The 18769-nt window shown below is 61.5% G+C and carries 14 protein-coding genes; 4 read left to right on the top strand and 10 right to left on the bottom strand.

Annotated elements, in window-relative coordinates:
* Positions 1-53 precede the first annotated feature (53 nt).
* The 5 genes from RlegSU303_RS16045 to trxB form a co-directional block, all read right to left on the bottom strand.
* Positions 54-1178 carry an alkene reductase gene (locus tag RlegSU303_RS16045; protein ID WP_131630490.1) on the bottom strand — a complete coding sequence of 375 codons (1125 nt, stop codon included), beginning with the start codon at positions 1176-1178 and terminating at the stop codon, positions 54-56.
* Positions 1179-1203: 25 nt separating this feature from the next.
* On the bottom strand, positions 1204-2370 hold the full coding sequence (locus tag RlegSU303_RS16040) for an MFS transporter (protein WP_131630489.1): 1167 nt from the start codon (positions 2368-2370) through the stop codon (positions 1204-1206).
* Between the two features lies 1 nt (position 2371).
* Positions 2372-2665 carry an ArsR/SmtB family transcription factor gene (locus RlegSU303_RS16035; RefSeq protein WP_011652911.1) on the bottom strand — a complete coding sequence of 98 codons (294 nt, stop codon included), beginning with the start codon at positions 2663-2665 and terminating at the stop codon, positions 2372-2374.
* Positions 2666-3219: 554 nt separating this feature from the next.
* Positions 3220-4116 (bottom strand): LysR family transcriptional regulator VtlR, encoded by an 897-nt coding sequence (locus RlegSU303_RS16030; RefSeq protein ID WP_018446649.1) that lies wholly within the window; start codon positions 4114-4116, stop codon positions 3220-3222.
* A 22-nt stretch (positions 4117-4138) separates the two neighbouring features.
* On the bottom strand, positions 4139-5113 hold the full coding sequence (gene trxB, locus RlegSU303_RS16025; protein ID WP_065280788.1) for a thioredoxin-disulfide reductase: 975 nt from the start codon (positions 5111-5113) through the stop codon (positions 4139-4141).
* 230 nt (positions 5114-5343) lie between these two features.
* Between trxB and RlegSU303_RS16020 the strand changes: the two genes are divergently transcribed.
* Positions 5344-5811, top strand: coding sequence for an Lrp/AsnC family transcriptional regulator (locus RlegSU303_RS16020; RefSeq protein WP_003541645.1), 468 nt, complete (start codon positions 5344-5346; stop codon positions 5809-5811).
* Between the two features lie 32 nt (positions 5812-5843).
* On the opposite strand, the gene RlegSU303_RS16015 is transcribed toward RlegSU303_RS16020, so the two are convergent.
* Positions 5844-7190, bottom strand: a complete 1347-nt coding sequence (locus RlegSU303_RS16015; protein WP_131623985.1) for a sigma-54-dependent transcriptional regulator — start codon at positions 7188-7190, stop codon at positions 5844-5846.
* Positions 7191-7194: 4 nt separating this feature from the next.
* On the bottom strand, positions 7195-9063 hold the full coding sequence (locus RlegSU303_RS16010; protein WP_131630486.1) for an ATP-binding protein: 1869 nt from the start codon (positions 9061-9063) through the stop codon (positions 7195-7197).
* Positions 9064-9288: 225 nt separating this feature from the next.
* Here RlegSU303_RS16010 and RlegSU303_RS16005 point away from each other — a divergent pair, with 225 nt between their 5' ends.
* Positions 9289-10623 (top strand): dicarboxylate/amino acid:cation symporter, encoded by a 1335-nt coding sequence (locus tag RlegSU303_RS16005; protein WP_131623981.1) that lies wholly within the window; start codon positions 9289-9291, stop codon positions 10621-10623.
* A 72-nt stretch (positions 10624-10695) separates the two neighbouring features.
* On the opposite strand, the gene RlegSU303_RS16000 is transcribed toward RlegSU303_RS16005, so the two are convergent.
* On the bottom strand, positions 10696-11754 hold the full coding sequence (locus RlegSU303_RS16000) for a glycosyltransferase family 4 protein (protein ID WP_131630485.1): 1059 nt from the start codon (positions 11752-11754) through the stop codon (positions 10696-10698).
* A gap of 27 nt (positions 11755-11781) precedes the next feature.
* Entirely contained in the window at positions 11782-12258 is a 477-nt protein-coding gene (greA, locus tag RlegSU303_RS15995) for a transcription elongation factor GreA (protein WP_012758398.1), read from the bottom strand.
* Between the two features lie 253 nt (positions 12259-12511).
* Here greA and RlegSU303_RS15990 point away from each other — a divergent pair, with 253 nt between their 5' ends.
* Positions 12512-13744, top strand: coding sequence for a putative DNA modification/repair radical SAM protein (locus tag RlegSU303_RS15990; RefSeq protein ID WP_131630506.1), 1233 nt, complete (start codon positions 12512-12514; stop codon positions 13742-13744).
* Entirely contained in the window at positions 13744-15198 is a 1455-nt protein-coding gene (locus RlegSU303_RS15985) for a UdgX family uracil-DNA binding protein (RefSeq protein ID WP_231283218.1), read from the top strand. The genes RlegSU303_RS15990 and RlegSU303_RS15985 overlap by 1 nt, the downstream gene beginning before the upstream one ends.
* Before the next feature lie 76 nt (positions 15199-15274).
* Here the strand turns inward: RlegSU303_RS15985 and carB are convergent, their stop codons facing one another.
* Complete coding sequence (gene carB / locus RlegSU303_RS15980) at positions 15275-18763, bottom strand: carbamoyl-phosphate synthase large subunit (RefSeq protein ID WP_017961425.1); 3489 nt, start codon at positions 18761-18763, stop codon at positions 15275-15277.
* Between the last annotated feature and the right edge of the window lie 6 nt (positions 18764-18769).

Here is an 18769-nt window from a genome sequence, read left to right as displayed (position 1 = left end):
GTCGAAGATGGAAATCCCGCCTTTCGGCGGGATTCGCGTTGGCGTGTGAAAGGTCAGGCGACCTTTTCGAGAATGGGATAGTCGATATAGCCCTTGCCGGTGCCGCCATAGAAGGTCGACTGGTCGGGCGTGTTGAGCGGCAGGTTGTGTTCCAGGCGCTCGACGAGATCGGGATTGGCGATGAAGGGCTTGCCGAAGGCGATGAGATCGGCGCGGCCGCTTTCGATGGCGTCGATCGCCAGATCGCGATCGTAACCATTGTTGACCATCCAGTCAGCCTTGCCGCCGGCCTTTTCATAAGTCTGGCACAGCGCCTTGTAATCGAAGGAGGGATTGTCGCCCTGCTTGTAGTCGCGGTCGCCGCCGGTCTGGCCTTCGATGACATGGATATAGGCTAGCTCGTATTTGGCCAATCCTTCGACGACATGGGCGAAGGTCGCCTGCGGATTGGAATCGTAGCTTTCGCCTGATGGCGTCACCGGCGAGATGCGGATTGCGGTGCGGCCGGCGCCGATTTCCTTGACCACGGCATCGACGACTTCAAAGGTCAGACGGGTGCGGTTTTCGATCGAGCCGCCATATTGGTCGGTGCGGTCGTTGATACCGTCGCGGATGAACTGGTCGAGCAGGTAGCCGTTGGCACCGTGGATCTCGACACCGTCGAAGCCGGCGTCGATCGCCGCACGGGCGGCCTTGCGGTAATCCTCGATGATGCCGGGGATTTCGGCGGTGTCGAGCGCGCGCGGCTCAGAGGTGTCGGCAAAGCTGCCGGTGCCGTCGGCATTGACCAGATAGGTCTTGGCCTTGGCGATGCGGCTGGTCGAGGAAACCGGTTTGCCGTCGTTCGGCTGCAGCGTCGTGTGCGAGATACGGCCAACATGCCACATCTGGACGACGATTTTGCCGCCGGCTGCGTGAACGGCATCGGTGACGCGCTTCCAGCCGTCGAGAGCCTCTTTGCTGTAGAGACCAGGCACGTTGGCATAACCCTGGCCCTGGTGGGTGATCGCGGTTGCTTCGGTGATGATCAGGCCAGCGGTAGCGCGCTGACGGTAGTATTCGACGTTGAGGTCGTTGGGGATTGCGCCCGGCGAGCGGTTGCGGGTGAGCGGCGCCATGACGATGCGGTTCTTGACTGAAATGTCGCCGACTTTCGTGGGTTCGAAAAGCTTGGCCATGATAGTCCTTTCTTTTGCGGGAGGATCACTCGGCAGGGGCGAGGGCGGCCCGGCCCCTGGCGGAGAGATAGGTGAGCGCCGTCGCGCCGAGGCCGATCAGGGCCATCAAGGCCGCGGCGAGCGGAACGCGGGTGAGATCGAAGCCGGCGTCGATGACCAGGCCGCCCACCCAGGCGCCGAGCGCATTGCCGGTATTGAAGGCGCCAATGTTGATCGTCGAGACCAGGTTTGGTGCGTCCTTGCCGAAGCCGACGACGCCGACCTGAAGCGCCGGCACGGCGGCAAAGCTTGCCATTGCCCAAAGGAAGAGGGTGATTTCAGCCGGGATGAAGAAGCGGCTCGTATAGCTGAAGGCGATCGAAGTGATGGCGATCGCGGCGAAGACGCCGGCAAGCGTTGCGCCAAGCCGCCAGTCGGCAAGCTTGCCGCCGACGAGGTTGCCGATGGTCAGCCCGAGGCCGATCAGGAACAGCGTCCAGGTGACGCCTTCCGGCGACACGCCGGTGACGTCGCGCAGCAGCGGCGCGATATAGGTGAAGAGGGCGAACATCGAGGCGGCGAAGAAGACGGTGGTGGAGAGCGCAAGCCAAAGGCCGCCATTCCTGAGTGCTGCGATCTCGCGCAGGATGCTGCCGTTTTCTTGCTGCTTGTCCCTGGGCAGGATGGCGATCAGGCCGAGAATGGTGACGATACCGACAACGGTGACGACGCCGAAGGTGGCGCGCCAGCCGTAAGCCTGGCCGATCGCGGTGCCGAGCGGCACGCCGAGAACATTGGCAAGTGTCAGGCCGGTAAACATCAGCGCGACGGCGCGTGCCTTGCGGTCTTCGGCAACGAGGCCGGCGGCGACCACGGAGCCGATGCCGAAGAAGGCGCCGTGGCAAAGTGCTGTCACGACGCGAGCAATCATCAGCACCCAGTAGTCGCTCGCCAGAGCGCAAAGCAGGTTGCCGGCGATGAAGAAGGCCATCAGCGCAATCAGGGCGGTGCGGCGCTTCAGCTTCGCGGTCGAAATGGCCATCACAGGTGCGCCGATCGCGACCGCCAGGGCATAACCGGTCACCAGCCATCCGGCCTGCGGGATGCTGACCGAGAGATCGGCGGCGACCTCCGGCAACAGACCCATGATGACGAATTCGGTGGTGCCTATCGCAAACGAGCTCAAGGCAAGAACGAGGAGGGCGAGGGGCATTCTAAAGGTCCTGCGTCAGTTGCTTGAGGAATGCCGCGATGGTTTCTTCGTTGCGCTTGTAAAAGATCCACTGGCCGACGCGTTTGGTGGTGACGAGGCCGGCGCGATGCAGCGTGCCGAGGTGGGCCGAGACCGTCGACTGCGACAGGCCGCAGCGCTCGAACTGGCTGGCGCAGACGCCCATTTCGAAAGGATGCTCCTGCGAGGGGAAATGCTCCTCGGGATTTTTCAACCAATTCAGAATGTCCATCCGGGTGGGATGGGCGAGCGCCTTGATAATTTCGTCTTTGTCCATCGTCTTTCGCCGAACTATAAATCGTGTCTGGCCGATATATCGATCGTCAGACTTCGATATGCAAATCACGGAGGCGTGAGGCGATGGGTTTTATTGAATGAGCAAAATTTGGGCAAAAAAAGAGGGCCACCGGAAAACCAGGGCCCTTATAATTGTGAAGGTCAAAAAACCTCCAGAGGGGAACAGCTAATGCGGTGGTACTGGGAGAGAAACCACAAGATGCATCAGCTGAAAGGGATATGGTGCTTCCTTGAGCAGGTTTCAATGCTTTTTTGTGCATGTCTGCTATGCGCCGCACAAATTTTTTGCGGTGCGGCATTTCACTGAGGAAGAAAGGCAAAAAAAGAGGGCCACTGGAAAACCAGGGCCCTTATAAGTGTGAAGGTCAAAAACCTCCAGAGGGGAACAGCTAATGCGGTGGAACTGGGAGGAAAAGCCACCATGTGCATCAGCTATGAGCGATATGGTGGTTTAATGTGCAAACGGCAACCCTCATTTGTGCATGCCAGTCATGCGTGTTCTGCATAGTCGGCAATTTATCAATAAAACCAGGCTCAAAAGTTCCAGTTTCTGGCCTTGCTGACGATGAAATCGCGGAAGGCTTTCAGCTTGGCGGCGTTCTTAATCTCGTCGGGATAGCAGAAATAGGTGTCGAAGGAAGGGACGTCGGCATTGATTGCCAGCTGAATCAGGCCTGGGTCGCGGCCGACGATGTAATCCGGCAGGCAGGCGACGCCGATGCCGAGCAGGGCGGCGCGCTTGATCGAGGTCTGGCTGTTGATCTGCAGATGCGGAATACGCTTGTTGTCGGACGAGCGGCCGGCGACCTCAAGCCAGTTGACATCGAGCAGGTAACTCGGCGCCGGCTCGCCGAAGGTGATGATGCGGTGATTGTCGAGATCCTCGACCTTCTGCGGCTCGCCGTGGCGATTGATGTAGGACGGGGCCGCATAGACGTGCATGTGCACGGTGAAGAGTTTGCGCTGGATGAGGTCCGATTGCTGCGGCTGGCGCAGGCGGATCGCGCAGTCGGCATGACGCATGTTCACATCCACTTCCTCATTGTCGAGGATCAGCTGGATCTGCACATCGGGATAGAGCTGCAGGAATTCCTGGATCTTGTCGGTCAGCCAGCCCTGGCCGAGGCCGACCGTCGTCGTGACGCGCAGCTTGCCGGATGGCGTCTCGGTCGTCTCGGTGAGCTGCATCTTCACGGTTTCGAGCTTCAGCAGCACGTCATGGGCGGTGCGGTAAAGCAGCTCGCCCTGTTCCGTCAGAATCAGGCCGCGTGCATGGCGGTGAAACAGCTTGGTGCCGACATCCTGCTCCAGCGCGCTGACCTGGCGGCTGATGGCGGATTGGGACAGATGCAGTTTATCCGCCGCATGCGTGAACGAACCCGCCTCGGCAGCTGCGTGAAAAATACGCAGCTTGTCCCAATCCAATGGCATTCCCCCACCCCTCATGCCGATCTTACTCCGCGGCCACGGCGACGGGCATATGGCCCGTCAGATATCGCTCTGCTTCAAGTGCAGCCATGCACCCCAGCCCGGCGGCAGTGATCGCCTGGCGGAACGTATCATCCGTCACGTCGCCCGCGGCATAAACGCCGTCCAGGCTGGTCGCAGTCGAATCCGGCGCGGTCCAGAGATAACCATTGTCCTTGAGCTTCAGCTTGTCCTTGAAGAGCTCGGTTGCCGGCGCATGGCCAATAGCGACGAAGACGCCATCGATCACCATCTCCGTGATCGTGCCGGTTCTGACGTCGCGCAGGCGCGCTCCGGATACGGATTGCGGCATCGGCGGCTTGGCCGGCGTGCCGGTAATCTCAGCCACTTCGGTATTCCACAGAACCTTGATATTGTCCTTGGAGAACAGGCGTTCCTGCAGGATTTTCTCGGCGCGGAAGAAGTCGCGGCGATGCACTAATGTGACCGACTTGGCGATGTTGGAGAGATAGAGCGCCTCCTCGACGGCGCTGTTGCCGCCGCCAACCACGATCACATCCTTGTTGCGATAGAAGAAACCGTCGCAAGTGGCGCATGCCGAAACGCCGAAGCCCTGGAAATGCTGTTCGCTCTCGATGCCGAGCCACTTGGCCTTGGCGCCGGTGGCGATGATCAGCGTATCGGCGGTCCAGACCTGGCCGCTGTCGGTGCGGGCGACGAAAGGACGCTGGTTCATGTCGACTTCGGTGACGAGATCGTTGACGATCTCAGCGCCGACATGTTTTGCCTGCTGCAGCATCTGCTCCATCAGCCAGGGACCCTGGATCGGATCGGCAAAGCCCGGATAGTTCTCGACATCGGTGGTGATCATCAGCTGGCCGCCCTGTTCGAGACCGGCGATCAAAACCGGTTTCAGCATGGCGCGCGCGGCATAGACCGCGGCGGTATAGCCTGCGGGTCCGGAACCGATGATGAGCACCTTGGTATGGCGGGCGGGCATGTCATTTCCTTTCGACTGGCAGGAGGGCGGCGGCTAGATAGCGATTGCGGCCGTTTCGCGTCCCTGCGCCATTTATGAACGTCCAATGCTTTTATTCAAGGGCAGCCTTGCGTTACCAACAAGGCAAATCGCCCGGATGTGCAAGAATCCGTCATCGGCGTGAAACTTTCTTGCGTATTCCGCGGCTTTATATAGAAGCTCCCCGCGGAGAATTAAAGAAAGGCAATGATGTGGGTCGTGCGGAACTCGACGTCATCGATATAAAGATCCTCCGGGAGCTGCAGGCCGACGGCCGCATGACCAATGTGGAGCTTGCCGATCGCGTCGGCATCTCGGCGCCGCCTTGCCTGCGCCGGGTGCGCAAGCTCGAGGAAGCCGGCATCATCGAGGGCTATCACGCGATGCTGAACAGCCCGAAGCTCGGATTCGACCTCGTCGCTTTCTGCATGGTCGGCCTCAAGCATCAGTCGGAAGGCAATCTCAAAGCCTTCGCCGCCGCCACGGCCGAATGGCCGCTGGTGCGCCAGGCCTGGATGGTTTCCGGCGACAGCGATTTCCTGCTGCATTGCGTGGCGGAGAACCTCACCCGTTTCCAGGATTTCGTCATCGAGGTGCTGACGGCGAACGAACATGTCGATACCGTGCGCACCATGCTGACGATCCGGCAGGTGAAGAAGCTGGGACTGGTGGAGGTCTAACACCACCTCGGCAGAGCAAACGTTATCGCCAATTACTTGCGCGATATATAGCCGCCCCGATTGATTCCGTGGCGCTGGAGTTTGTCGTAAAACGTCTTTCTCGGAATGCCGAGCGCCTCGATGGTGCGGCGGACGTCGCCGTCATTGGCCGACAGCGCATCGCGGATGATCTCCGCCTCGTAGCGCTCCAGCCGTTCGGGAAGCGTCGCATCCATCGGCTGCGGAGGGACTGCTGCCGTTCCTCCGCCTTCCACGCCAAGTACCACGCGTTCGGCATAATGCGAGAGTTCGCGGACATTGCCCGGCCATGGGTGCGAGGCGAGATGCCGCCGCACATCCGGTGAAAGCGGCGGGGCATCGCGGCGGAAGCGCTCCGCGGCGCGAGCGGCGAAGTGGGAAAACAGCAGCGGAATATCGTCGCGGCGTTCTCTCAGCGGCGGAATGGAGATCGTCACGACATTCAGCCTGTAATAGAGATCCTCACGAAAATCGCCGCGCACCGAGGGATCCCCAAGGTCGATCTTGGCAGCCGCGACGACGCGAAGATCGACCGGACGCACCTCATTGGTGCCAAGCGGCGTGATCTCGCGCATCTCCAGCACCCTCAGCATCTTGACCTGGGTGGCGGCCGGCATGCTTTCGATCTCGTCGAGGAAAAGCGTACCGCCGCTTGCATGTTCGATGCGGCCCGTGCGGCGCTTCTGGGCGCCGGTAAAGGCGCCGGCCTCGTGGCCGAACAGTTCGCTTTCGATGACGGTTTCGGGCAGGGCGCCACAGTTCAGCGCTACAAAATTGCCTCTCCGGCGGTGGCTCCACTGATGCAGGAGCTGGGCAACCACTTCCTTGCCGCTGCCCGTTTCGCCGGCGACGAGCACGTCCACGTCGGTATCGGCGATATGGCGAAGAATGTTTCTGAGGTTTTCCATGACAGGCGTCTGGCCGATCAGCGGCAAATTCTCCTGCGCATCTTCGGCTGCTTTCCGCAGCATGCGGTTTTCCAGAACAAGCCGCCGCTTCTCGCTTGCGCGACGCACGCTCTGCACGAGCCGATCGGCTGCGAAGGGCTTGGCGATGAAATCATAGGCGCCATCCTGGATCGCCTGAACCGCCATGGGAATATCGCCGTGGCCGGTCATCAGGATCACCGGCAGGTCGACATCCATGCCCTGCAGCGTGGCGAAGAGTTGCAGTCCGTCGATTTCCGGCATGCGGATATCGGTGACGACGGGGCCGGCAAAGTCCGCCGGCAGATCCGCCAGCGCGGGTTTCGCACCGTCATAGGCGGAAACGGAAAATCCGGCGAGTTCGAGCGTCTGGGCGGTGGCGCGGCGAAGGTCCTTGTCGTCGTCGATCAGCGCAACAGGCATCAGTGTGTTCATGACCTCAAGCCCTCCTCAGCTGAACGATGAACCGGGTACCGCCGCTGTCGCTTAAAACCTCCATCCGGCCGCCATAGTCGCCGATGATATCCTTGGAGATCACCAGGCCGAGGCCGAGGCCGCTTTCCTTCGAGGTGTTGAACGGCGTGAACAAGCCCTTGCGGATTTCCGGCGGGATGCCGGGACCGTTGTCGGCGACCGTCACCGTTACCATCCCTGCATCGGTGGATGTTCTGACCTCGACGCGACCCTCTCCGGCCTTCGGCGCCACCGCCTCGAGGGCGTTTTGAAGCAGGTTGATGAGCACCTGCTCGAGACGAATCCGGTTTCCCATCACCTGCAGTTCGTCGGGCGGCAGGTCGATGTCGAGCGTATCCATGCGGCCGGCAAACCGGCTGCGCAACAGCATCACCGCGCCCTCGATGACGTCCTTCAATCCGGTTGGTTCGGCGCTGCCTCGGCCTTTGCGGGCAAAGGTCTTCAGCTCCTCGGTGATCGAACCTATGCGCTCCGTCAGCGCCGCGATGCTTTCGAGATTTTCGCCGGCAGGCGCCGTCTGGCCGCGATCGAGGAAGGTGCGGGCGTTATCCGCATAGGCACGAATGGTTGCCACCGGCTGGTTGATCTCATGGGCGACGCCGGCGGCCACCTGACCCAGGATGGCCAGCCGGTTGGCCTGCACCAGATCCTGCTGCACTGCCTGCAGCTTCTGCTCCGTGCTCTTATGGCCGATGATTTCGGCCTGCAATCGGTCCCGCGCCTGGCTGAGATCCAGTGTCCGCTCGACTACCCGCCGTTCCAGTTCCTCCCGCGCCCGCTGTTCGCTGGAGATTCGCAGGGTGATCACATGGCGACGGCGCAACAGGAAGGCTGCTCCGGCCAGCAGCGGCAGGAGTATCAGCAATGCCAGCATGCGGGCTTCACGAATCCCCGCATCGACGGATGGTCCGAGCGCCACGAGATGCTGCAAATGCCAACCGGTCGCCGGCACCGACGTTGCGACATCGAGAAACCTGGTTTTTCCCGCGTCGCCCGGCATGACGATCTCGACGACATCGAGCCCGTCACCGAGGTTTCGGACCATGTCGAGCGGCAGGGGTTGAAGCGGCGCGTCGCCGAATTGAAGGCTTTCGCGGATCGCCGTCAACCGGTCCTCGGCGATCCGGCCGATCGTCATGAACCGCCATGACGGAATACTGGTGATGAGGACAATGCCGCGCTCGTCAACGACGTAGGATGGGGTGTTTGAGGCATTCCAATCTGCCTCGACGTCGTCGAATTCAACCTTGACCACGACGACGCCCAGCAGGCCATTGCTGCCCGAAATCCGCTGAGAGATATAGAGGCCCGGTTTCTTGCTGACCGTGCCGAGCGCGAAGTGCTCGGCCTGTCCTCGTTCCACCGCACCCTGAAAATACTCCCGGAAACGATAGTCATTGCCGACGAAGCTCGTCGGTTCGCGCCAGTTGCTGGCCGAAACCGCCATGCCATCCTTGTCGATGACATAGATGACGGCAGCCTTCGTGCCCGCCGCCAAATTTTCCAGCTTCTGACTGAGCCGCTCGAAAGCGCCGGCATCGTTTCCCGCCAGTGCGGCGGCGAGTGCCGCGTCCTGCGACAGCACGAAGGGAAGCGCCCGGTATTTTTCGAGAACCGTGCGCAGCAAAGCCGCATTCAGCCTCGCATCCATGCGGGCCTGTTCCTCGAGAGCAGCCTCCGCCCGGTGCCGGCCGATCTCGCCGCTGGCCCAGAGGCTTGCGACGACAGCGAGGAGGGCGAACATGGCATAGACCCACCACATCCGGCGGATGCGGTGTTGCAGGGGCAGGGAAGGCCACAATTTCTGCGACATGGACATGGCGGATTTGTGCATTTTTCTGCACGAAACGCAAATGGATTTGTGCGGATTTCCGCATTGCTTAATGAGCTGTTAGCGGTCCCGTAAATTTTTCCTTAATAAATACAATATGTTGGTCTGTCGGCGCAAAACTGGCACGGCGATTGCGAAAGAGATGGCAACAACGGCTGAGCTGTTGGACTTGAAGCGAACGGCTCGGGAGGCCGGAGTTCGTTCCGGACGAGCCATTAGGAGGACATCATGATCGCAGCACCACTCGATGCAGTCGCAGACAGCAAGGGCAAAAAGCCCTTTTATACCCATCTTTACGTTCAGGTTCTCGTGGCCATCGCCGCGGGTATCCTTCTCGGCCATTTCTATCCCGAATTCGGCACCCAGCTGAAGCCGCTCGGCGATGCCTTCATCAAGCTCGTCAAGATGATCATCGCCCCCGTCATCTTCCTGACGGTTGCAACCGGTATTGCCGGCATGAGCGACCTGCAGAAGGTCGGCCGCGTCGCCGGCAAGGCGATGCTCTACTTCCTGACATTCTCGACATTGGCGCTCATCATTGGCCTGATCGTCGCCAATGTCGTCCAGCCCGGCGCCGGCATGAACATCGATCCTGCCTCGCTGGATCCGGCCGCCGTCGCCGGCTACGCCGCAAAGGCGCATGAGCAGAGCATCGTCGGTTTCCTGACCAACATCATCCCGACGACGATCGTCGGCGCTTTTGCCGATGGCGACATTCTGCAGGTGCTGTTCTTCTCGGTGCTCTTCGGCATCGCGCTCGCCATGGTCGGCGAAAAGAGCGAACCGGTAGTCAACTTCCTCAATGCCCTGACGGCGCCCGTGTTCAAGCTCGTCGCCATCCTCATGAAGGCTGCTCCGATCGGCGCCTTCGGCGCCATGGCGTTCACCATCGGCAAGTACGGCGTCGGATCGATCGCCAACCTCGCCATGCTGATCGGCACCTTCTACATCACCTCTCTGCTCTTCGTCCTCGTCGTTCTCGGCGCTGTCGCCCGCTACAATGGCTTCTCGATCGTGGCGCTGCTGCGCTACATCAAGGAAGAACTGCTGCTGGTCCTCGGCACCTCGTCTTCGGAGGCCGCCCTTCCGGGGCTGATGAACAAGATGGAAAAGGCCGGCTGCAAGCGCTCGGTCGTCGGCCTCGTCATCCCCACAGGCTATTCCTTCAATCTTGACGGCACCAACATCTACATGACGCTGGCTGCCTTGTTCATTGCTCAGGCAACCGGCATCCATCTCTCCTGGGGTGATCAGATCCTGCTGCTGCTGGTGGCGATGCTGAGCTCGAAGGGTGCCGCAGGCATCACCGGCGCCGGTTTCATCACGCTTGCTGCAACGCTATCCGTCGTCCCATCCGTGCCGGTCGCCGGCATGGCGCTCATCCTCGGCATCGACCGCTTCATGTCGGAATGCCGGGCGCTGACCAACCTCGTCGGCAATGCGGTCGCGACGATCGTCGTCGCACGTTGGGAAAACGAACTGGATACGGCGCAGCTCGCCGCGGCACTGGGCGGCCAGACCGGAGAGGATATTTCGGCTGCCGGGCTCCAGCCGGCCGAATAACCAGCCGCTATTCATTATCCTTAGAATACCTGCAGCGGCCCGTTATCCAACGGGCTGTTTCTCTTTTCTGCTTCAGCCGCGATTGTCGCCGAGAAGGCTGTTGTAAACGGCGCCGATCGCGCTCGCTTCCTTCTCCAGCGCAAAATTCGTCCTGACATGCCGCAGCGCATTCTCGCCATAGGCGACCGCCAGAGCGGGGTCGGCGATATAGGGCGCGATTGCCCGCGTCAGCGCCTCGCCATCGCCGGCGGCGACGACCGAGCCCGTCTCGCCCGTGACGATGAGTTCGGCATAGGCGCCGGCGTCCGATGCCACCACCGCGGTGCGCGAGGCCATCGCTTCGAGCGGCGTCAGGCCGAAACCCTCGTTGCGAGAAGGGGCGACGTAAAGCGTCAGGCGGCGATACCAGACCTTGATGTCAGGCACTTCGCCGAGGAAGAGGATACGGTCGCTGAGCCCGGCGGCCGCGACATCCGCCTTGAGTTTGTCGCCAAATGCCGTGTGTTCGGCCGTCACCCGGCCGGAGACGACCGCCGTCCACTCGGGGTGCTGCGGCAGCAGTTCGATCATCGCCTGGACGAAAAGATCAGTGCCCTTCTGATGGCGCACACGGCCGAAGCAGCCGATGAGATAGCGGCCCGGCAGGCCGGTGGCGGCGATGCCGTCCTCCGCCGTTTCCGGCGGATGGAACAGAGCAAGGTCGACGCCGTGCTGGATCACCGTGTGCGGTATCTCCAGGAACGAGCCGGATCGATCGCTGGTCGCGATGACAGCGTCCATGCGACGGATCAGCCATTTCGTATAGGCGGTGTGCCGGCGTTGCGCGGCCGAGGTGAAGAGAAGCTTCAGCGGCATGCGCAACAGATGACGCAGCAGGATGCCGACAGCCATCTCGTTGTTGCGGCGAGCGTGCCAGACACGCTGGCGCCGGCGCGCCGGTGGGCGCCAGAGGCCGAGGAGCTGCCGTCCCTTAAGTTTCGGCAGGTCCTCCGGCAGGCCGGGGCCGAGTGTCGCGATCTTGATACCGAGCCGGATCTGGCATGGGATGAGCTGAACGATAGTTGACGTGACGCCGGAGAGCCGGCGCTTGAAATTGGGCGCAATGATCTCGACGTCACGGATATCAGGCAAGGGAGGGGTCTCGCGGCTGGCGGGCGATCAGCCCCAGGAAACCTGGAGGATTTCGTAGGCCTTGGAGCCACCCGGCGCATTGACCTCGATGGAATCGCCGACTTCCTTTCCGATCAGCGCACGGGCGATCGGCGAGGAGATGGAGATGCGGCCGGCCTTGACGTCGGCTTCCTGGTCGCCGACGATCTGATAGGTCTTTTCTTCGTCGGTGTCCTCGTCGATGAGCTTCACCTTAGCGCCGAACTTGATCTTGTCGCCCGACATCTTGGTGAGGTCGATGACCTCGGCGCGCGCCGTCAAGTCTTCCAGCTCGCTGATGCGGCCTTCATTATGGCTCTGGGCTTCCTTGGCGGCGTGGTATTCGGCGTTTTCGGAAAGGTCGCCATGGGCACGGGCTTCGGCGATCGCCTCGATGATTCGGGGACGCTCTTCCTGCTGACGCCAGCGCAGTTCTTCCTGCAGCTTGACGAAACCGCCCGGTGTCATCGGTACCTTTTCAACCATTTTTCTGTCCTTCAATCCTTGTATCCGCATAATCAGCGGCGAACACAAAAGAAAACAGGTCCCGAAGGGGAGCTTCGGAACCGTGCCACAATCTTAGTCGGACGCTTATAGCAGATCGCCAAGCCCGATTTCCAGAAAATTCGCATGAAAGAAACGCGGCCTGCTCCAACATCCGGTGATGCAGCTTGAAAATGGGCGGAAATCGGATCGTTCCGATTGACTCTGCATGCCGGAACATATAGTGAACATACTAATGAAGAAGTCGCTAACAGAACGCTTGGCCATCCTTTCCGATGCCGCGAAATATGACGCTTCCTGCGCTTCCAGCGGCACGGTGAAACGTGATTCCCGGGCAAGCGGCGGGCTCGGTTCGACCGAGGGATCCGGCATCTGTCATGCCTATGCCCCGGACGGGCGGTGCATTTCGCTTTTGAAAATACTGCTGACCAATTTCTGCATCTACGACTGCGCCTATTGCGTCAATCGCTCGTCGAGCAATGTCGAACGGGCGCGCTTTACGCCCGAGGAGGTCATCTGGCTGACGCTGGAATTTTACCGCCGCAACTATATCGAAGGCCTGTTCCTTTCCTCCGGCATCATTCGTTCATCCGATTACACGATGGAAGAGATGGTCCGCATCGTCCGCGAACTGCGTGTGACCCATAATTTCCGCGGCTATATCCATCTGAAGTCGATCCCCGAGGCGTCGCCGCGTCTGATCGAGGAGGCGGGGCTTCATGCCGACAGGCTGTCGCTCAATATCGAGTTGCCGACGGATAACGGTATCACCCGTTTTGCGCCGGAAAAGAAGCCTGCCAATATCCGGCGATCGATGGGGGATCTGCGGCTGAAGATCGAGGCCGCCGGCGAACCGACGCTGCAGACGAAGAAGCGTCAGCGTTTCGTGCCTGCCGGCCAGAGCACACAGATGATCGTCGGCGCCGATGGCGCGAACGATGCGACGATCCTTGCGACCAGCGGTCGGCTTTACAGCAGCTACGGGCTGAAGCGCGTCTACTATTCCGCCTTCAGCCCGATCCCGGACTCGTCGAAAAACCTGCCGCTGATCAAGCCGCCGTTGATGCGGGAACACCGGCTCTATCAGGCCGACTGGCTCTATCGATCCTACGGTTTCGGCATCGACGAGATCACCGCAAACCAGGCGGATGGCATGCTCGATCTCACCCTCGACCCCAAGCTTGCCTGGGCGCTCGCCAACCGAGCCGAATTTCCCGTCGATATCAACAGGGCCGAGCGTGAACGGTTGCTGCGTGTGCCCGGTCTCGGCACCAAGACAGTCAAAGCGATCGTTTCGGCCCGCCGTTTTCGCCGGTTGCGGCTCGATGATCTCCAGCGGCTCGGCGTTTCGATCAAGAAGGTTCAGTCCTTCATCTCGGCGGAAGGCTGGTCGCCGCGGCGATTGATCGAGCGCCCCGACCTTCGCGCCATGTTCGAACCGCAACCCGAACAATTGTCGTTGCTGTGATGCGCCGGGTCGTGCTTTCAGGACGCGGGGAGCTTGCCGAATGGCGTGACGCCGCGCGCGCTTTCGCGGTCGCCGGCATCCTGCCGGAGGAGATCGAGTGGCGCGAAAAACGCGCTGAGCCGGGTTTTGCGTTTCAACACGACGCCATGCCGCCTCCGTCTGCCGCAGCACGCAAGCCGATGAAAGTGCCGCCCGCCTTCATCGAGCTGGCGGAGACAGTTCTCTGCCATTCCGACCCGGCGCGCTTTTCCCTGCTTTACCGTCTGCTCTGGCGGCTGCAGCTGGACCGGCAGCTGCTTGAAGTGGCCTCCGACGAGGATGTCGCCCGTGCCAGGCTGATGGCGAAAAACGTTCGACGCGACGCGCACAAGATGACGGCCTTCGTCCGCTTCAAGGAGGTTGGTGCGGTGTCGGAGGGCCGTCGAAAATTCCTCGCCTGGTTCGAGCCGGATCACCATATCGTCGGGCGCACAGCACCCTTCTTTCAACGGCGATTCACCGACATGGACTGGCTGATCGCGACGCCCAAGGGATCGGCCGCCTGGGACGGCGAGCGGCTGACGATGAGCGACGAACCGTGTGAAAAACCCAATCTCACCGATGCCACCGATGACCTCTGGCGCACCTACTACGCCAGCATTTTCAATCCGGCGCGCTTGAAGCTGAAGGCGATGCAGGCGGAGATGCCGAAAAAATATTGGAAGAACCTGCCGGAAGCCGATCTCATCCCTGGGCTGATCGCATCGGCGGAGAGCAAGGTGCGGGCCATGGCTGCACGGGAGGCGACCCAGTCGTTGCCCTTTCACGATCGCCTGCAGGAAGCCGCGCGCAGCATTCCAGCTGAACCCGAAGCGCCGGCGGGCACGCTGGAAGCACTGCGCGCGGAAGCTGCCACCTGCACCCGTTGTCCGCTTCATGCGAAGGCGACGCAAACCGTATTCGGGGAGGGGCTGCGCGATGCAGAGGTGATGTTTGTCGGCGAGCAGCCGGGCGACCAGGAGGATATATCAGGGCGCCCCTTCGTCGGTCCCGCCGGCAGGCTTCTGGACCAGGTGATCACCGAAGCGGGCATCGACCGCTCAACGCTTTACGTCACCAATGCCGTCAAGCATTTCAAATATGAGCCGCGCGGCAAGCGTCGCATCCATCAGAAGCCCAATATGGGCGAGGTGAAGCATTGCCGCTGGTGGCTCAATCTGGAGATGGCGCTGATCAAGCCGAAGCTGGTCGTTGCGATGGGGGCGACGGCGCTTTCGGCGCTGACCGATACGAAGCAGCGGCTGCAGGATGTCAGGGGGAAAGCGATCGCGATCGACGAGAAGCGAACGCTCTTCGTGACGGTGCATCCATCCTATTTGCTGCGTATTCCCGACGAGCGACTGAAAGCGGAAGAACTGGCGCGATTTCGCGAAGATATGCTGACAATTCAGCGGCTTATGCTGACGGCTGCATAAACTGATTCCGAAGCCTCGGCGATGCCCAATGGCAAGGCTAGCGCCATCGCTGATCGAGCGATGGCGCTGCCCTATCTCAGGCGAAGTAGCTCTGCAGCGGCCGCACTTCGAGATTGCCGGCCTTCAGCGCCTTGATTGCCTGGGCGGCTGCCTCGGCGCCTGCCATCGTCGTGTAGTAGGGCACCTTCTGCATCAGCGTCGCACGGCGCAGCGACTTGGAGTCCGAGATCGCCTTGTTGCCATCGGTGGTGTTGATGACGAGCTGGACCTGGCGGTTGCGGATCGCGTCCTCGATGTGCGGACGGCCTTCCAGCACCTTGTTGATCTTGGTGGCGGTGATACCGTTTTCGGCGAGGAAGCGGGCGGTGCCGCCGGTCGCCAGCACTTTGAAGCCCTGTTCGACGAGGATGCGGATCGCCGGCAGCACGCGCGGCTTGTCGGCGTCGCGCACGGAGACGAAGACGGTGCCGTCACGCGGCAACTCGACGCCGGCGCCGAGCTGCGACTTGGCGAAGGCCAGTGCAAAATCGGTATCGAGGCCGATGACTTCACCGGTCGAGCGCATTTCCGGGCCGAGCAGCGTGTCGACGCCGGGGAAACGGGCGAAGGGGAAGACGGCTTCCTTGACGGCGATGTGCTTCAGCTTGCGCGGATCGGGCTTTTCGCCGTAGGCGGCGAAGGTCGCATCGAGTTTTTCGCCGGCCATGACGCGGGCAGCGATCTTGGCGATCGGCGCGCCGATGGTCTTGGCGACGAAGGGCACGGTACGCGAGGCGCGCGGATTGACTTCGAGAACGTAGACGGTGCCGTCCTTGATGGCGAACTGGACGTTCATCAGGCCGCCGACGTTGAGGGCCTTGGCCATCGCCTTGGCCTGGCGCTCCAGCTCGTCGAGCATCTCGTTGGAGAGCGTGCGCGGCGGCAGCGAGCAGGCGCTGTCGCCGGAATGGATGCCGGCTTCCTCGATATGCTCCATGATGCCGGCGACATAGACGTCGGTGCCGTCGGAGAGGCAGTCGACATCGACTTCGATGGCGTGGCTGAGATAGCTGTCGAAGAGCAGCGGGTTCTTGCCGAGCAGAGTGTTGATCTGGCCGGTCTTGTCGTTGGGATAGCGCTGCTTGATATCCTCAGGCACCAGTTCAGGCACGGTATCGAGCAGGTAGCTCTGCAACTGGCCTTCCGAATGCAGGATCTGCATGGCGCGGCCGCCGAGCACGTAAGAGGGACGCACGACCAGCGGGAAGCCGATTTCGGTGGCGACCATGCGGGCCTGCTCGACCGAATAGGCGATGCCGTTGTTCGGCTGGTTGAGGTCGAGCTTCATCAACAGCTTCTGGAAGCGGTCGCGGTCCTCGGCAAGGTCGATCATGTCAGGCGCGGTGCCGAGGATCGGGATGCCGTTCTTTTCCAGCGCCTCGGCAAGCTTCAGCGGCGTCTGGCCGCCGAACTGGACGATCACGCCGACGACTTCGCCCTTTTCCTGTTCTGCCCGCAGGATCTCGATCACGTCCTCGGCCGTCAGCGGCTCGAAATAGAGGCGGTCCGAGGTATCGTAATCGGTCGAGACGGTTTCCGGGTTGCAGTTGATCATGATCGCTTCATAACCCGCATCCTTCAGCGCGAAGGCGGCGTGGCAGCAGCAATAGTCGAACTCGATGCCCTGGCCGATACGGTTCGGGCCACCGCCAAGGATGACGACCTTCTTACGGTCGGAGACTTCAGCCTCGGAGCGGGCGGCGCCGACGAAAGGCGTCTCATAGGTCGAATACATATAGGCGGTCGGCGAGGCGAATTCGGCCGCACAGGTGTCGATGCGCTTGAAGACGGGGCGGACGTTCAGCTTGTTACGGAATTCGGCGACTTCCTTCGGGCGTTTGCCGGTCAGCGTCGCCAGGCGCGCGTCGGAAAAACCCATGGCCTTCAACATGCGCAGGTTGGCGGCATCATCAGGCAGGCCGTGCTCGCGGATCCGGGCTTCCATCTCGACGATATTCTTGAGTTCGGCGATGAACCAGGGATCGATCTTGCAGCCTTCGTGGACTTCAGCTTCGCTCATGCCCTGGCGTAGCGCCTGGGCGACCATACGCAGGCGATCGGGCGTCGGTGTGCCGATTGCGGCGCGGATGGCGTTCTGGCTGGATTCGCCCTCTTCAAAGCCTGGGATCTCGATCTCGTCGAGGCCCGTCAGGCCGGTTTCCAAGCCACGCAGTGCCTTCTGCAGCGATTCGGCGAAGGTGCGACCGATCGCCATGACTTCACCGACCGATTTCATCGCGGTCGTCAGCACCGGCGAGGCGCCGGGGAATTTCTCGAAGGCGAAACGTGGGATCTTGGTGACGACGTAGTCGATCGACGGTTCGAAGGAGGCAGGCGTTGCGCCGCCGGTGATGTCGTTATCCAGTTCGTCGAGCGTATAGCCGATCGCAAGCTTGGCGGCGATCTTGGCAATCGGGAAGCCGGTGGCCTTGGAGGCGAGCGCCGACGAGCGCGACACGCGTGGGTTCATTTCGATGACGACGAGGCGGCCGTCTTTCGGATTGACGGCGAACTGGACGTTCGAGCCGCCGGTCTCGACCCCGATCTCGCGTAGCACCGCGATCGAGGCGTTGCGCATGATCTGGTATTCCTTGTCTGTCAGCGTCAGGGCCGGGGCGACGGTGATCGAATCGCCGGTATGGACGCCCATCGGGTCGATGTTTTCGATCGAGCAGATGATGATGCAGTTGTCCGCCTTGTCGCGGACGACCTCCATTTCATATTCCTTCCAGCCGAGCACCGATTCCTCGACCAGGACTTCGGTGGTCGGCGAGGCATCGAGGCCGCCGCCGACGATCTCGAAAAATTCCGAGCGGTTGTAGGCGATGCCGCCGCCGGTGCCGCCGAGCGTGAAGGAGGGACGGATGATGGCGGGCAGGCCGACATGGTCGATCGCCTGGGCGGCAATCGCCATGGCATGGCTCATGTAACGCTGCTTGCGGTCGCTCTCGCCGAGGTTCCACTGGTTTTCCAGCTCGTCCAGCGCCTTGTCGAGGTCGGATCCCGAGAGGCTTTCACGCAGCTTGACGCGCTCGGCCTCGTGCGTCTTGCGGTCGAGGTCCTTGATGTCGGTGGCATTCGCCAGCATCGAACGGGGGGTCTCAAGGCCGATGCGGGCCATAGCCTCGCGGAACAGCGCGCGGTCTTCGGCCATGTCGATGGCGGCGGGCTTGGCGCCGATCATCTCGACATTGTAGCGGTCGAGCACGCCCATGCGCTTCAGCGAAAGTGCGGTGTTCAGCGCCGTCTGGCCGCCCATGGTCGGCAGCAGCGCATCCGGACGCTCCTTGGCGATGATCTTGGCGACAACCTCGGGGGTAATCGGTTCGACATAGGTGGCGTCGGCAAGGCCCGGATCGGTCATGATCGTCGCCGGGTTGGAGTTGACGAGGATGACGCGGTAGCCTTCCTCCTTCAGCGCCTTGCAGGCCTGGGTGCCGGAATAGTCGAACTCGCAAGCCTGGCCGATGACGATCGGTCCCGCGCCGATGATAAGGATCGATTTGATGTCTTGGCGCTTCGGCATGAGTGC

This window comes from Rhizobium sp. SU303, from assembly GCF_021052345.1.
GTDB classification, from domain to species: domain Bacteria; phylum Pseudomonadota; class Alphaproteobacteria; order Rhizobiales; family Rhizobiaceae; genus Rhizobium; species Rhizobium laguerreae.
Note: the sequence above shows the minus strand (reverse complement) of the source record. Positions and strands in the feature narration are given on the sequence as shown.

Bases quoted from the DNA above. Each gene is read 5' to 3' on its own strand.
- RlegSU303_RS16045 (WP_131630490.1), bottom strand. From the start codon at position 1,178: ATGGCCAAGCTTTTCGAACCCACGAAAGTCGGCGACATTTCAGTCAAG.
- RlegSU303_RS16040 (WP_131630489.1), bottom strand. From the start codon at position 2,370: ATGCCCCTCGCCCTCCTCGTTCTTGCCTTGAGCTCGTTTGCGATAGGC.
- RlegSU303_RS16035 (WP_011652911.1), bottom strand. From the start codon at position 2,665: ATGGACAAAGACGAAATTATCAAGGCGCTCGCCCATCCCACCCGGATG.
- RlegSU303_RS16030 (WP_018446649.1), bottom strand. From the start codon at position 4,116: ATGCCATTGGATTGGGACAAGCTGCGTATTTTTCACGCAGCTGCCGAG.
- trxB (WP_065280788.1), bottom strand. From the start codon at position 5,113: ATGCCCGCCCGCCATACCAAGGTGCTCATCATCGGTTCCGGACCCGCA.
- RlegSU303_RS16015 (WP_131623985.1), bottom strand. From the start codon at position 7,190: ATGAACACACTGATGCCTGTTGCGCTGATCGACGACGACAAGGACCTT.
- RlegSU303_RS16010 (WP_131630486.1), bottom strand. From the start codon at position 9,063: ATGCACAAATCCGCCATGTCCATGTCGCAGAAATTGTGGCCTTCCCTG.
- RlegSU303_RS16005 (WP_131623981.1), top strand. From the start codon at position 9,289: ATGATCGCAGCACCACTCGATGCAGTCGCAGACAGCAAGGGCAAAAAG.
- greA (WP_012758398.1), bottom strand. From the start codon at position 12,258: ATGGTTGAAAAGGTACCGATGACACCGGGCGGTTTCGTCAAGCTGCAG.
- RlegSU303_RS15990 (WP_131630506.1), top strand. From the start codon at position 12,512: ATGAAGAAGTCGCTAACAGAACGCTTGGCCATCCTTTCCGATGCCGCG.
- RlegSU303_RS15985 (WP_231283218.1), top strand. From the start codon at position 13,744: ATGCGCCGGGTCGTGCTTTCAGGACGCGGGGAGCTTGCCGAATGGCGT.
- carB (WP_017961425.1), bottom strand. From the start codon at position 18,763: ATGCCGAAGCGCCAAGACATCAAATCGATCCTTATCATCGGCGCGGGA.